Source organism: Catenovulum agarivorans DS-2, assembly GCF_000568405.1.
In the GTDB taxonomy this organism is placed as follows: Bacteria; Pseudomonadota; Gammaproteobacteria; order Enterobacterales; family Alteromonadaceae; genus Catenovulum; species Catenovulum agarivorans_A.
In genome coordinates this window covers 1-13,498 of record NZ_ARZY01000034.1, presented here as the reverse complement: position 1 = coordinate 13,498, position 13,498 = coordinate 1, and the positions used below count along the sequence as shown (strand labels likewise).

The window sequence follows — 13,498 nt, the reverse complement described above, 5'->3', positions numbered from 1 at the left end:
TTCAAATCAAGACAAATAACACGCTAGCTGGTAAAATGCATGGTTTTTAAAGCACATTTGCTTACTGTTTAATGCACGACATTCAAGATTTAATACAGCTATTTAATACAACCTTTGTTCACTCCCACAATACGGTTTTGGTAAAAGGTGAAGATGAACCCATATATTATCCAGCTAACAACAAGCAACCTGCACAAGTGGTATTTGCGCATGGTTATTATGCCAGTGCGCTGCACGAAATCGCCCATTGGTGTTTAGCCGGAATTGAGCGTCGTAAACAAGTAGATTATGGTTATTGGTATAATCCAGATGGCCGCAATGAACAACAACAGAAAGCTTTCGAACAAGTTGAAATAAAACCACAAGCTATTGAGTGGATTTTGTCGGTTGCTGCAGGTTTCAACTTTAAAGTGAGCTGCGATAACTTAAACGGTAGTTATGAACCAAATAGACATGAATTTAGACACAAGATTCATCAGCAAGTGACTATCTATCTGCATCAAGGTATACCAGAGCGAGCAAAGCATTTTGCCGAGCAGCTAAGTAAATTTTACCAAATTGACCAGCCATTTAGTTTAAAGAGATTTAATCCCCATGAATAAACTAACCATTGGACTCATTATTAATCCTGTTGCCGGAATTGGCGGCGCAGCTGGGTTTAAAGGAAGTGATGGCAAAGATATACAGCAAAAAGCTGCTGAAATGGGCTTTCAATCATTTGCGCAAGACAAAACCACACAAGCACTACTAGCACTTAAACCATATAAAAACCAGATTAAACTTGTTACCTGTAACAATTTAATGGGTGAGTTAGTTTGCAACCTGCTCGATTTTAACTACCAGGTTGAATATCAATATCAAGGTGAATCAACCGCAGATGACACAATAAATGCTGCAATAAAAATTGCCCAATCGGGCGTTGACTTAATTTTATTCGCAGGCGGTGACGGTACAGCTAGAAATATCTGCCAAGCTTTAATTGATAATATTGGTGACGATGAAAACAGAGTGCCTGTTATCGGTATACCTGCGGGCTGTAAAATTCATTCAGGCGTTTACTCTGTTACCCCTACAGCTGCGGGTAAATTGGTTGCCGACCTAGTAAACGGCAATATGATGACCTTTGTTGAAGCTGATGTAATGGACATAGACGAAAGTTTATTTAGACAAGGCCAAGTAAAAGCTAAACGCTATGGTGAGCTAAAAATCCCACATGATTTACGTTATATTCAAGCGGTTAAACAAGGTGGTAAAGAGGTAGATGAGTTGGTAATAACTGACATAGCTGCAGACATTGAAGCCAATATGGAAGATGATGTGCTGTATTTATTTGGTTCAGGTAGCACAACTCAAGGGATATTGGCTGAACTCGGTTTAGACGGCACACTACTGGGTGTTGACGCGGTGGTTAACCATCAGCTAATTGCGGCTGATTTAAACGCCAAACAAATACTAGAGCTGTTACAAGAATACCAAGCGTGCAAATTGGTTATCACCCCTATTGGTGGCCAAGGGCATTTATTTGGCCGAGGCAATCAACAACTAACCACTGAAGTTATAGCTAAGATAGGCAAAAACAATATCTTAGTGGTTGCGACTAAAAATAAGATCAATACACTTAACCACCGACCACTGATCATCGACAATTTATCTATTGAACTTGGCAAACAGTTGTCTGGTTTAATTAAAATTACCACAGGTTACAAAGACACTGTGTTGTATCCAATAACTAACTTTATGGAATAATTATGGCTGACGCTCAAGCTTATTTAGACAAAATTGAAAGCAAACTAGACCAACTAAATGAAACATGTAGTGATGATATGTTATTTGTAATTGGTTATTTGCGCGGCCACATTATGCTCTCAGCTGGTTATTTAGAAATGGATGGTCAATTTGAAATTGAGGCGATTAACCAAGCAACAGAAGCATCTCTCAACAAAGCAATTGAAGCGGGTGAATTGGAAGAACAAGACCAGAAATACGTCTGGGATTTGTGGGCAGAATTAACGCAGCTATAAAGCTGCGTTAGATTTAACTAGAATTACTACTCGGTAGCATTATCTGCTAAAGATTCTAGGTATTCAGTGACATCTTCGTTTTGTACACGACGATAAATCTCAGCAACTTCAATGGTAAAATCGATAGACTCAAAATAGATGCTTTCACCTAAAAAGTAATGGGTTGAACGCCAATCATCACTTTTACGATATACACACACATCAGCAACATCTTGCTCTACCACTACATATTCTTGCAATGTGTCTATATTCAAATAATCCACCAGTTTTATTTTTTCATCCATTTTACGCGTAGAGCGTGAAATTACTTCGACAATAATAACTGGTGTTTGTGTAAAGTAAGGTTGAGACTCATCAAAATTGCAATCAACCATTACGTCAGGGTAATAAAAATTATCCCGAACGCGAACTTTCATATCAGAGCCAAAAGGCTCACAAGGTGATGACTTCAAATGTTGTCGCAATTCGCTGTAAAAATTCCCACTAATCCTTTCATGGTTGGCACTAGCTCCGGCCATTGCATACACATGCCCTTCAATCAGTTCATGTTTTACATCTGCTGCTGATTCACCTTCTAGGTATTCAGCAGCAGTTAACAATTCACCATTTTTTGCTAGTGACATTTATAACCTCACCCTACTTGGTTCTTGTACTGAGTGTAACATGATCAGCCACCCAAGCGAATTGCAATACCCTAGTGAAATATTAAGACTTCAACAACTGCCTTCTTTCAAACTCGCGAATACGTTCAACATAATGTTGCACTGTTTGACGGGTCAGTACACTGCGTTGCCCGTCTAACACCTGGCCTGAGAATTCAGCGGCTATTTTTTTCGCCGCATTGTGCATCATATTAAAGGCTTGTTGGGCATCACCTTTTACTGGCAAGCTCAAAAACAAGCTCACACCTTGAGTGGTAAACTGTTCGATATTGTCGATATCGAATGTGCCTGGGTTAAACATATTGGCCAAACTAAACAATACCTCACCAGTACCGGATGCTTCTTCATGGCGATGAAAGATATTAAATTCACCAAATTTGAATCCTAGCGTTAATAAACTTGGTAAAAGCACTGCACCAGACATGCTTTGTCCTTCTGGTGCAACCACGTTTAAAATTAGAACTTCTTCTGGTTCGGCTTGTTTTTGAGCTTGAGCCGCTTGTTCTTTTGAAGCGTTTGGCTGACCATTTTCCTCTGGCTGAAGCGTTTCATTGCTATCAGCGGATTCTCTTGCACTAATTTGGTCAAACAAATCGTCGCCAAAGTCGTGGTTATCATCTTCAACATCTTGTGTAAGCGACATCTGCAACTGTTCACCACCTAAATCTGGTTCAATTCGCTCTGCTTTTTCTTTTGGTTTTTCAACAGTACGAATGCTTTGCAACTTTTCACTGAAAGTCTTAGGAGCAGGTTTTTCTGCAGGCTGTTTAGGTTGTGGTTTAACGCTTGCGCTTGACTGTGTATTTTGTGTTGGATTATTCGACGAAACAACACGAGCTGGCGATACAACACCGTCATCTAACGTATTATCGTCATTCTCATCACCGCCATGTTGGTCTGGTGCATATTGCTCGTTGCGGATTTGTTTGTTTTTTCGAGTCGTGTATAAGCCATGTACAACCAAAGCTAGTATTGCTAAAACACCTAAAACTATCAGTACGATTCTTAATTCTGATTCCATTATAAACCCGTAATATTATTGTAATTCTGCCAATTCTATCGCTTTTTCAATGTCGACTGCGACCATTCTGGATACACCAGGTTCTTGCATGGTAACACCAACCAAGTGAGACGCCATCTCCATTGCGATTTTATTATGCGAAATATAGATAAACTGTACTGTCGAAGACATTTCTTCAACTAAACGACAAAAACGGCCAACGTTTGCATCATCTAATGGTGCATCTACCTCATCCAGCATACAAAACGGTGCTGGATTAAGCCTAAATATTGCAAATACCAATGATAAAGCGGTTAAAGCTTTTTCGCCACCGGATAATAGATGAATTGTACTATTTCGTTTACCCGGAGGTCTTGCCATTATGGTAACGCCCGTTTCTAGTAAATCATCATCTGTAAGTTCAAGCCATGCCGCACCACCACCAAAAACTTTAGGAAATAACATTCTTAAATCAGCGTTGACGTTTTCAAACGTGTCTCTAAAACGAGATTTTGTTTCGCGATCAATTTTGCGAATGGCATCTTCTAAAGTTTCTAACGCAGATATTAAATCATGATGTTGTGCATCTAAATAAGTTTTGCGCTCAGCTTGGTGTTCATATTCTTCAATTGCCGCTAGGTTAATCGCCCCCAAGCGGTTGATTGAACCAGTGGTTTTTTCTAGTTCTCGTTCCCACTCGTTTTCTTCAGCATCTGTTGGCATTTCTTGCGAAATTTGTTTAAAAGAGACCTCTAATTCTGCCAGTACCTCAATAACTGATCTTGCTCGGACTCGATAACCTTCTTGTTCAATTTTTAATTGGCTAATATCTTCTTTGAGCTTATTGGCTTTGTCCATTATGCCGTGCTGGCCTTTTTCTAACTCAGCAAGTTTACTATCCACTTCATCCAGCTCTAGTTGTGTTTGCTGTTTTAGTTCAGTTTGTTGAGCTTTTTCTTCCAGCAGCATTTGCAGCTCTGCTGCCATTTCTTCAATTGGCTCAGCACTTTCTATTGCTTGCTCTTGAATCAGTGCCAATTTTTGTTTGACCTGCTCTAGTGCCGTTTGGCTACTGGCCAACATTTGTTGGCCATTTTTCTCCGCACTTTTTGCTTGTTCTAACTTCAACTGTAACTGGTGTTTTTGATTATTTAAATTATCTTTTTTACTGCGTGCATCAACCACACTTTGCTGTAATTGGTGCTTTTGTTGCTCTGCACCTTCATTGGCACTTTCATTGTCTTGTAAATTTTCTGAAAGTTCTTCTATACCCATCAATACTTCTTCAAGGCGCATTTGCTCAAGTTCAATTTGCTCGGTCAGTGCACTTTGTTCGTTTTCCAGTTTACTTTGCTGCTGTTTGTAAAAAGCTAATTGCGACTGAGCTTGCTTGATATCTACTGAATATTGATGTAATTGCTGCTTTGTTTCAGCTATGGTATTTAATTGGTTTTGAGACTTTTCTTGTAACTGATAAACCTCAGTTTCTTGCTGTTCGAGCCTAGCTTGTGCTTGTTCAATTTCAAGTTGCTTGGATGCCAATTGTTGATTGCTTTGCTCTAGTTGATTATCTAACTCAAAAACACTTTGTTTGCTGTCGTCAAACCGAAATTGCCAGCACAAACCACGCCAATCGCCTTGCTGATTTATCACAGAATAATTGGTCGTTGGTTCACTTAGGTCAATTTTAACGTTCGCTAGAATATTCAACACAAAGTCAGGTGCTGTCACTTGGCTTGCTAATGAATTGGTAAGTGAATTTTTATCAATTGTATGTGGTGTGTCGGTTGTGGCAAGCATAAACCCAGCGGGATAGTCTGCTGACATTTCTGGCAAAGCTTGTTCAATCAGTAAAGCTTTTTGCCATTGGCTTAACACTAACTCAACCGCCTTTTCCCATCCAGAGGCTACTTTAATGTGCGAGCTTAGTTCTGTGGCTTGTCCATCTAGGCCATGCTGTTTTAACCAATGTTCAACCGTTTTGTTATTAATCTTCTTTTGATGATTAATTAACGTTTCTAAAGAGGCAATTCTTCCTCTAATTTGGTTGATATCTGTGTGGTATTGAGTGATTCTTCGCTGGGTGTCTTTACATTGCTGACGATCAGCCTGAAGTTGATCTTGCGTCTGTGAATTCTGTTCCTGTAACGTTTCGAGGCGAGCTTCCGTGATATGCGCTTCTTCGGTAATTTGTTCAAGGTTAATATCTTGCGGTTGAGTTAGTTCGGACAGAGCTTGCGACAATTGCTGCAAGCGCTGCGATGACGTGTTAATTATATGTCTTATTGTGTCGCACTGCGATTTTTTCGCAGCAATTTCGCTTTCTAATTTAAAATAAGCTTTAGATTTTTCTGCCCATTCGTTCGAAAATCTTTCATATTCGGTACTTTTTTCTTCTAGTTCGATTTCCGCTTCGTATACTTGCTCACTCAGTATTTCTAGCTCGGGTTCTAGTTCACTAATGGTAAATGAACTGTTGGCGACATGTTCTTGCTCTGACTCTATCCGTTCTTCAATACGAATAACATCATCTTGCAATTGGCGCTTTTCTAATTCGAAGTGCTGTTTCTTTTCTTTTAAATGAACAATGCTCTGTTCATTCTTGCTAATGTTTTGCGCGATCTTAAACATATCATTGGTAATATGCTCTAGTTTTTGCCTCATTAAAAACTGCGCTTGCTTTAACTCAACCAGTTGCGCTTCATCACCACGCTGCTCTGTAGTTAACGAATCGAGCTCTAATTGCTTTTGTTGAATGTCTTGCTGCAATACATCTGCTTGGCCATTTAATCGCATCCATTTCAATACAGCAAGTTCAGCTTTAAGCTTTCGCTCTTTGGCTTTCAATTCTTTATAGCGCTTGGCGGCGCTTGCTTGTCTTTGTAGTTTTTCTAATTGTGCTTGCAGTTCTGACAGCACATCTTCTAAACGTTCCAAATTATCGCGAGTATGACGAATACGCGTTTCTGTTTCACGCCGGCGTTCTTTATATTTAGAAATACCAGCAGCCTCTTCAATAAATAGTCTGAGATCTTGCGGCTTCGACTCAATCAGTCGTGAAATCATGCCCTGCTCAATAATGGCATACGATCTTGGGCCTAATCCTGTTCCTAAAAATAAATCGGTAATATCTTTTTTTCGACACTTGGTGCCATTTAGGAAGTAACTTGAGGTTGGATCTCGATTAACTGAACGCTTAACCGATATTTCATTATATTTGGCATACTCGCCTTGCAATCGACCTTCACTATTGTCGAATACAAGCTCAATGCTCGCCTGAGAAACTGGCTTACGTGCACTGGAACCATTGAATATAACATCTGTCATATTGTCGCCGCGTAAGTTTTTTGCTGAGCTTTCACCTAAAACCCAACGGACGGCATCGATAATATTTGACTTACCACAACCGTTTGGACCTACAATAGCCGACATCTGCGCTGGAAATGGCACAGTTGTGGGGTCAACAAATGACTTAAAACCCGCAAGTTTTATTTGTTTCAGTCTCATTTACGGCTATTTCAGACAAAACAGGTTGAAAATAATAAGGGCAGCAACATATCAAAAGCTGCAAGCAGAAACAAATTTTTATCTTTAAGGTTACATATGAATTTAGGATTTAATGCACTGATAGATGGGTTTAGATTAATTAATCAAAAAGGCATTCGACGCTTCGTCTATTTACCTATTCTTTTAAACTTATTTTTGTTTGGTGGTGCATTTTATTGGATGTGGCAACAAATCGACAAAATAAGTCAGTTTATTGTCGGCTGGGTTCCAGATTGGTTAGCCTGGCTTAACTTTTTAGTTATTCCATTTATGCTGGTTTGTTTTTTTGCACTGTTTATCTTTTTATTTACTGCAATATCTAATTTCATTGCCGCTCCCTTTCATGGGTTATTAGCTGCAAAAGTAGAACATAAGTTGAACCCCCAAATTGCCAACCAAGCGCCTAGTGAGTTTAAACTTTCAAGTGAAATTTCACGAACACTAAAACGTGAGTGGACCAAGCAATTATATTTTATTCCACGAGCAATCGGCTTTTTTATCTTGTTTATGCTTATTCCCATAGTTGGACAATTAGTTTGGTTTCTGTTTATTGCCTGGATGATGGCCATTCAATACTGTGATTTTTGTTTTGATAATCATCAAATTGACTTTCACCGAATGCGCACAACCTTAAGTAAAAGTAAATTTGTAACCTTTAGTTTTGGTGGATTTGTTAGCTTATTGTCAATGTTGCCACTTGTTAACTTAATTATCATGCCAGCAGCTGTTTGTGGTGCAACAAAGCTTTGGGTAGAAAGATATTTTAATGATTTAGATTAGGTCCGACCTGTGGTAGTCTGTCATTAAAAATTAATAGTTGTACATAAAAAAATGCAATTAACTCGTTTTACTGATTACGCACTGCGTACATTGATTTTTTTAGCGGAAAAGCCAGCAGGCTTCAAAATGTCATTAGGACAATTGGCCAACTTTTTCGATATGAATTTAAATCACTTACAAAAAGTGAGTCAAAAATTGGTTCAACTAGGTTATATAGAATCATCACGTGGTAAACAAGGTGGCATTTCTTTAGCTATTGATAGCCACCAAATAACCATAGCTGAGGTAGTGCGAAATATTGAACCTGAGTTATTTGCGGTTGATTGTGAAGGCACTGAGTGTCCAATTAGAACATCTTGCAACCTACGCGGTGTTTTTGGTTCAGCAATGAATGCGTTTATGGCTGAGTTAGAAGCAAAAACGCTTGCAGATGTAGCTTATAAAGGACCTGGCAAGTTTGACGATTTATTATTAATGGAGCCTATTTAATCAAAGCTTTTTACCTTTAATATTTCTGTCATCTTGTTTTGCTTCAATGGAATGAATTTAATTATAAACAAATAGGAAAAATGATGAAGAAAAGAAAATTATCACCGTCAACAAGACGTAAAACCATGTTAAAGAAAATACATACAAAAGTCGTATCTCGCCGTAAGAGTTTCGCATCGATGCATATGGAAGAAACTAACTTTTAGTTTAGTCTCTTCCCCCGCCCAGCCAACCTGACTGTTTATTCGCTTCTCATCCTTTAATTTAATTGCTTAGTTAGCTTTACCAGCCAAGTCTAACTGAAGACGCTTTTGTTGTTTTTGCTTTTTTATTTCTGCTCTGCGCTTTTTAAAGAAATCTGACAGTTTTTTACCACATAAATCTGCCAGAACACCACCTCGGACATTTAATTTGTGGTTTAGTTGCTCATGTTGAACTAAATTCATTACTGAACCACAGGCTCCAGTTTTTAGGTCTGCCGCTCCGAATATAACTTCATCTAAGCGACTATGCACCAACAAACCTGCACACATAGGACAGGGTTCAAGCGTTACATACAGCTTACATCCAACTAAGCGATAATTGTTGAGTACCTTGCCAGCTTCGCGTACAGCTAACATCTCAGCATGTGCAGATGGGTCATTGGTCAGGATAGACTGATTGAACCCAGAGGCTATCAGTTGGTTATCTTTTACGATCACTGCACCTACAGGAATTTCATTAATACTTTTGGCTTGGTCAGCGAGCTCTAAAGCTCGCATCATCCAATATTCATCGTAATCAGGCACAACCACAAGACTTTCTTACAACGAGTTTAGCGGGTGTTAAACTTGCTTTAACTTCAATGTCGTGAATTAAGTTGACTAGTGCTTCAACTAACATTTCACCAGCAAGTTTGGTATTTTGTTGAATGGTAGTCAGTGGCGGATTGGTAAAATGAGAAATCGGAATATCATCAAAACCAACCACAGCAACTTGCTCAGGTATTTTTAAGCCGTGTTCTTGAAAGGCACGCATGCCACCTATCGCAATCATATCTGATGCGCCCATGACAGCATCAAATTCACAATCTAACTCCATCAGTTGTTTAGCAGCATTAAAACCAGACTCTTCGGTTGAAATTGCGTTGACCTGGCAATCTTTTCTAATTTCGAGCCCTGCTTCTTCAAGTGCTTTGCAATGACCTTGATAACGGGACCAAAACTCAGGACATGAATCATCTGCGCCTCCCAAGAATGCAAATTTTGTCCGCCCAAGTTCAATTAAATGTTTAGTCGCTAAATAACCACCATGAAAGTTATCGCAGCCGAATGATACGCCTGGTTGACCTTCAGCAACGGCACCATAACGAACAAAGTGCGTACCTTGCTCATGCAGTTTTATAAGTTTTTCTTCATAGTCGGTGTAATCACCATAACCTAACAAAATAATCCCATCGGCTTTAGACGCATCTTCATAGTCTGCATGCCAATCTTCACTTAACTGCTGAAAGGAAACCAACAAATCATAGCCCTTTCTCGCAGCTGCTCGGGTAATACTACCAAGCATAGACAAGAAGAACGGGTTTATCAGTGAATCATCCATCGTTGGATCTTCAAACAATAACAGTGCTAGTGTCCCTGTATGCTGAGAGCGCAGGTTACTGGCGTTTTTATCAACTTTATAATTTAACTCTTTAGCAATAGCTTGAACTTTTTTGCGAGTTTCTTCATTGACTAACGGACTATTGCGCAAAGCCCTCGACACAGTTGATTGTGACACTCCGGCTTTGTAAGCAATATCAAAAGATGTAGCTTTGTGCTTCATACAACCTCTTTGTTATGGGCAAGCAACATTTTGCATATATTCAAGAGTTTATCCTAAGATTGAAAAAATGCGTTATTTTCTTTGCATAATTTCTAAATTTTATGCAATAACGTCGAATTACCCGACTAAACAGGCCGTTTTAACCATCAATTGAATGTTTTTTTGCCCCCTAAATTCATTGATATCTAAACTAAAAGCCAAGCGCACTTTTTGTTGAGTGTTAACGGACCAGAGTGCTGGGTTGTAATTAAACCAAATTGCATCAAGCGCTATGCCGCTTTGATGTTGTAAAACAAACTTAATGTGCTTATCTTGCAATAGTCGCTCTTGCACTATGGTAAATTCATCATCAAATACAGGTGGCTCAAAACATTGCCCCCAAGGCAAAGCTTCTCTTAATAATTGAGCAACCTCTATGGTTAACTCATGATCAGCTAACGCACCGTCAGTTAAACAGATATTCGTTAAGATATCTGGGTTAACCAATTCTTGTACGGTTTGATTAAATACCTGTTTAAATTGGTCAAAATTTGCTTTATTTATACTCAACCCTGCCGCCATAGCATGGCCACCAAACTTAATTATTAAATTTGGGTGCAATGTATGTATGCGCTCTAAAACGTCGCGAATGTGCAATCCTGGGATTGAACGGCACGAGCCTTTTAATACCTCATCATTGTCTTCTGCAAAGATGATGACCGGCCTGTGATAACGTTCTTTAATTCGACCCGCTAGAATACCAATAACACCTTGGTGCCAATCATTTTGATATAAACAAATGCCGTACGGTAAATCATCTAGTTGAATTTTACTTAAGGTATTGATGGCCTCTATTTGCATGCTCGACTCAATTGCTCGGCGCTCTTGATTTAATTCGTCGAGTCGACTTGCAATATGCATTGCTTGTGTATAGTCAGGTGCTAATAAGCAGCTTATACCCAAAGTCATATCATCCAAACGCCCTGCAGCATTCAACCTTGGGCCGACAGCAAATCCAAAATCGCTAGAAACCAATTGTCTATAATCTCGCTTGGCGATATCAAGTAACGCTTTGATTCCTGGTCGAGCATGACCTTTTTTAATTCGATTAATCCCCTGTTGAACCAAAATTCTATTCACATCGTCCAACGGTACAACATCGGCAACTGTGCCGAGCGCGACGAGGTCTAATAGTGTTGCTAAATTGGGTTCCTTTAGTTGGTTTGCAGTAAAATAGTTCTGTTTGCGTAAATGGGCTCGCAGCGCCAACATCAAATAAAACGCAACACCAACACCCGCAATGTTTTTAGACGGAAATGGGCAGTCTGGTTGGTTTGGGTTTACTATCGCATCAGCGTTTGGCAATTGATGGCCAGGCAAATGGTGATCGGTAACAACAACTTGCATGCCCAAAGTTTTTGCTTTGCTTACACCTGCAATGCACGAGATGCCATTATCAACAGTCATTAAAACCTGGGCACCCATTTGGTGGGCAATTTCAACAATTGGTTCGGACAAGCCATAGCCGAAATCAAAACGGTTTGGGACTAAAAAGTCTACTTTGTTTGCACCTAGTTGTTTTAATGCACTCACGCTTAGAGCTGTACTGGTCGCGCCATCAGCGTCAAAGTCACCGATAATAAAAATAGAAAGATCATTTACAATGGCCTGATACAACACCTCTACAGCTTGTTCTACACCTTTTAACTCGGGTTTATGCAAGCGCGACAAAGAGAGTTCCAACTCACTGGCTGAAATATCTCTATTGGCTAAAATGCGCTGTAAAACTGGGTTTAAACTAGCGGGTAAACTTGAGGTGTCAGGCGCTGGGCGTCTGACAATTTTCATTTATGAGCCTTGAAGTACCTGTAACATGTCTTGAGGCGGACGATAACCAGGTACAAGCGTGCCATCTTCTAGAATGATGGCTGGTGTACCTGATACGCCAATTTGTGCACCAAAATTGTAATGGTCAACTACTGGATTTGAACAGGATTTTGCTGCTACTTGGCCTTTAAGTTTTGCATCGTTCATTGCTTGTGCTGGATCTTTGGCACACCAAACACTGACCATATCACGATACGATTGACTAGCAACACCACCGCGAGGGAAAGCTAAGTAGCGAACCGTAATCCCTAAGTCGTTGTACTCTTCGATTTGTTGATGTAACTTGCGGCAGTAACCACAGGTGATATCCGTAAATACATTAATCGCGTATTTTTCATTTTTCGCTTTATATTCAATCAAATCGCCTTTAAATTTACCTAGCTGGCTAATGCGAACTTTCGATAAAATAGCTTCACTTTCGTTGCGCATACCTTCTTTTAAATTGAATAAGGTACCGTGCAATAACATAGTACCGTCTTCACTAACATAAAATAAGCCTTTGTCAGTTAACACCCCTTTCATACCTTCTAAAGGCACATCAACAATGTCTTGAACCTGCAGACCAAGTTTTGCAACAGCGGTATCTATTTCTGGATAAGTTTTTTCGACCGCATGAGCGATATTTGAAGTGCATGCAACCACAGCTATTGCTGTAAGGAATTTCGATATTTTTGTATTAAACATAAAGCTCTCTTTTTACCACGAGTTCGATCTAAAGCATTTGTCGATAAGACCGAAGTTTAAGGTAAAAAGTTACATATCTTCGCAACTTTTTGCAATGGTTAATTAACCGCTAGCGCTAAACATATCGCTTTACTCACCAATTTCTCGCTTTTTGTTAATGACATTGCATGCTTAGCCCTTATACTAAAAGCAGTTTAAATTGGAGAACAGTTATGAAAAAAACACCTTTAGCTGCTTTAGTATTATTAAGTATAGGCATTGCCCCCGCGCACGCTCACGAAGAAGGTCATAGTTGGTGGGATGATGTAACATCTTATGTAAGTGATTGGTGGAATGATACTGAAGACGAACGTGAAAAAGTTGCTGACAAGTCTGCAGATATCGCCGACAAAGCCGCTGAGATCGGTGAAGACGTTGCTGATAAAACTGTAGATGCAAGCAAAAAAGTCTACGAAGATGGCAAAGAAGCTGGTGCTGAGCTTTGGGAAAAGAGTAAAAAAACTGGCAGTAACCTCTGGGAAAAAACCAAAGAAAAAGTTGATGAATTACAAGAAGACTAGGGCCTGTTATTCGAAACTTTGAGGGTATGCGGTATAGAAGTAAGTCTTTTTAGCGAGGGCGTTCGAAAATCTGTGTCAGCCTAG

Annotated in this window: 13 protein-coding genes; 6 read left to right on the top strand and 7 right to left on the bottom strand. The window is 39.5% G+C overall.

The window, feature by feature from the left end; all coding sequences use genetic code 11:
- Positions 1-71 precede the first annotated feature (71 nt).
- From DS2_RS15200 to DS2_RS15190, 3 genes are read left to right on the top strand one after another with little or no spacing between them, the layout of a single operon-like run.
- Positions 72-602, top strand: coding sequence for an elongation factor P hydroxylase (locus DS2_RS15200; RefSeq protein WP_035015687.1), 531 nt, complete (start codon positions 72-74; stop codon positions 600-602).
- Positions 595-1,746, top strand: coding sequence for an ATP-NAD kinase family protein (locus tag DS2_RS15195; RefSeq protein ID WP_035015686.1), 1,152 nt, complete (start codon positions 595-597; stop codon positions 1,744-1,746). The genes DS2_RS15200 and DS2_RS15195 overlap by 8 nt, the downstream gene beginning before the upstream one ends.
- 2 nt (positions 1,747-1,748) lie before the next feature.
- The gene (locus tag DS2_RS15190) at positions 1,749-2,021 is read left to right on the top strand and encodes a YfcL family protein (RefSeq protein WP_081754298.1); all 273 of its coding nucleotides are present in this window, start codon (positions 1,749-1,751) and stop codon (positions 2,019-2,021) included.
- Positions 2,022-2,047: 26 nt separating this feature from the next.
- Here the strand turns inward: DS2_RS15190 and DS2_RS15185 are convergent, their stop codons facing one another.
- The 3 genes from DS2_RS15185 to smc all read right to left on the bottom strand — a co-directional run bounded on the left by DS2_RS15185 (position 2,048) and on the right by smc (position 7,190).
- Positions 2,048-2,644: a Uma2 family endonuclease gene (locus DS2_RS15185; RefSeq protein WP_035015684.1), complete on the bottom strand. Its 597-nt coding sequence runs from the start codon at positions 2,642-2,644 to the stop codon at positions 2,048-2,050.
- Positions 2,645-2,726: 82 nt separating this feature from the next.
- Positions 2,727-3,704, bottom strand: a complete 978-nt coding sequence (gene zipA / locus DS2_RS15180; protein ID WP_035015683.1) for a cell division protein ZipA — start codon at positions 3,702-3,704, stop codon at positions 2,727-2,729.
- Between the two features lie 15 nt (positions 3,705-3,719).
- On the bottom strand, positions 3,720-7,190 hold the full coding sequence (smc, locus tag DS2_RS15175) for a chromosome segregation protein SMC (protein ID WP_035015682.1): 3,471 nt from the start codon (positions 7,188-7,190) through the stop codon (positions 3,720-3,722).
- A gap of 96 nt (positions 7,191-7,286) precedes the next feature.
- Between smc and cysZ the strand changes: the two genes are divergently transcribed.
- Positions 7,287-8,009 carry a sulfate transporter CysZ gene (gene cysZ / locus DS2_RS15170; RefSeq protein ID WP_035015680.1) on the top strand — a complete coding sequence of 241 codons (723 nt, stop codon included), beginning with the start codon at positions 7,287-7,289 and terminating at the stop codon, positions 8,007-8,009.
- A 51-nt stretch (positions 8,010-8,060) separates the two neighbouring features.
- Positions 8,061-8,498, top strand: a complete 438-nt coding sequence (locus DS2_RS15165) for an RrF2 family transcriptional regulator (protein WP_035015679.1) — start codon at positions 8,061-8,063, stop codon at positions 8,496-8,498.
- A gap of 272 nt (positions 8,499-8,770) precedes the next feature.
- Here the strand turns inward: DS2_RS15165 and tadA are convergent, their stop codons facing one another.
- The 4 genes from tadA to dsbC all read right to left on the bottom strand — a co-directional run bounded on the left by tadA (position 8,771) and on the right by dsbC (position 12,854).
- Complete coding sequence (tadA, locus tag DS2_RS15160; protein WP_035015716.1) at positions 8,771-9,262, bottom strand: tRNA adenosine(34) deaminase TadA; 492 nt, start codon at positions 9,260-9,262, stop codon at positions 8,771-8,773.
- Positions 9,263-9,278: 16 nt separating this feature from the next.
- Positions 9,279-10,304, bottom strand: a complete 1,026-nt coding sequence (locus DS2_RS15155; RefSeq protein WP_035015678.1) for a LacI family DNA-binding transcriptional regulator — start codon at positions 10,302-10,304, stop codon at positions 9,279-9,281.
- A 117-nt stretch (positions 10,305-10,421) separates the two neighbouring features.
- Positions 10,422-12,131 (bottom strand): single-stranded-DNA-specific exonuclease RecJ, encoded by a 1,710-nt coding sequence (gene recJ / locus DS2_RS15150; protein ID WP_035015677.1) that lies wholly within the window; start codon positions 12,129-12,131, stop codon positions 10,422-10,424.
- Entirely contained in the window at positions 12,132-12,854 is a 723-nt protein-coding gene (gene dsbC, locus DS2_RS15145) for a bifunctional protein-disulfide isomerase/oxidoreductase DsbC (RefSeq protein WP_051479923.1), read from the bottom strand.
- A 212-nt stretch (positions 12,855-13,066) separates the two neighbouring features.
- Between dsbC and DS2_RS15140 the strand changes: the two genes are divergently transcribed.
- Positions 13,067-13,414 carry a hypothetical protein gene (locus DS2_RS15140; protein ID WP_035015676.1) on the top strand — a complete coding sequence of 116 codons (348 nt, stop codon included), beginning with the start codon at positions 13,067-13,069 and terminating at the stop codon, positions 13,412-13,414.
- Positions 13,415-13,498: the final 84 nt, after the last annotated feature.

Coding starts and splice junctions, on each gene's coding strand:
- DS2_RS15200 (WP_035015687.1), top strand. CDS start 72: ATGCACGACATTCAAGATTTAATACAGCTATTTAATACAACCTTTGTT.
- DS2_RS15195 (WP_035015686.1), top strand. CDS start 595: ATGAATAAACTAACCATTGGACTCATTATTAATCCTGTTGCCGGAATT.
- DS2_RS15190 (WP_081754298.1), top strand. CDS start 1,749: ATGGCTGACGCTCAAGCTTATTTAGACAAAATTGAAAGCAAACTAGAC.
- DS2_RS15185 (WP_035015684.1), bottom strand. CDS start 2,644: ATGTCACTAGCAAAAAATGGTGAATTGTTAACTGCTGCTGAATACCTA.
- zipA (WP_035015683.1), bottom strand. CDS start 3,704: ATGGAATCAGAATTAAGAATCGTACTGATAGTTTTAGGTGTTTTAGCA.
- smc (WP_035015682.1), bottom strand. CDS start 7,190: ATGAGACTGAAACAAATAAAACTTGCGGGTTTTAAGTCATTTGTTGAC.
- cysZ (WP_035015680.1), top strand. CDS start 7,287: ATGAATTTAGGATTTAATGCACTGATAGATGGGTTTAGATTAATTAAT.
- DS2_RS15165 (WP_035015679.1), top strand. CDS start 8,061: ATGCAATTAACTCGTTTTACTGATTACGCACTGCGTACATTGATTTTT.
- tadA (WP_035015716.1), bottom strand. CDS start 9,262: ATGATGCGAGCTTTAGAGCTCGCTGACCAAGCCAAAAGTATTAATGAA.
- DS2_RS15155 (WP_035015678.1), bottom strand. CDS start 10,304: ATGAAGCACAAAGCTACATCTTTTGATATTGCTTACAAAGCCGGAGTG.
- recJ (WP_035015677.1), bottom strand. CDS start 12,131: ATGAAAATTGTCAGACGCCCAGCGCCTGACACCTCAAGTTTACCCGCT.
- dsbC (WP_051479923.1), bottom strand. CDS start 12,854: ATGTTTAATACAAAAATATCGAAATTCCTTACAGCAATAGCTGTGGTT.
- DS2_RS15140 (WP_035015676.1), top strand. CDS start 13,067: ATGAAAAAAACACCTTTAGCTGCTTTAGTATTATTAAGTATAGGCATT.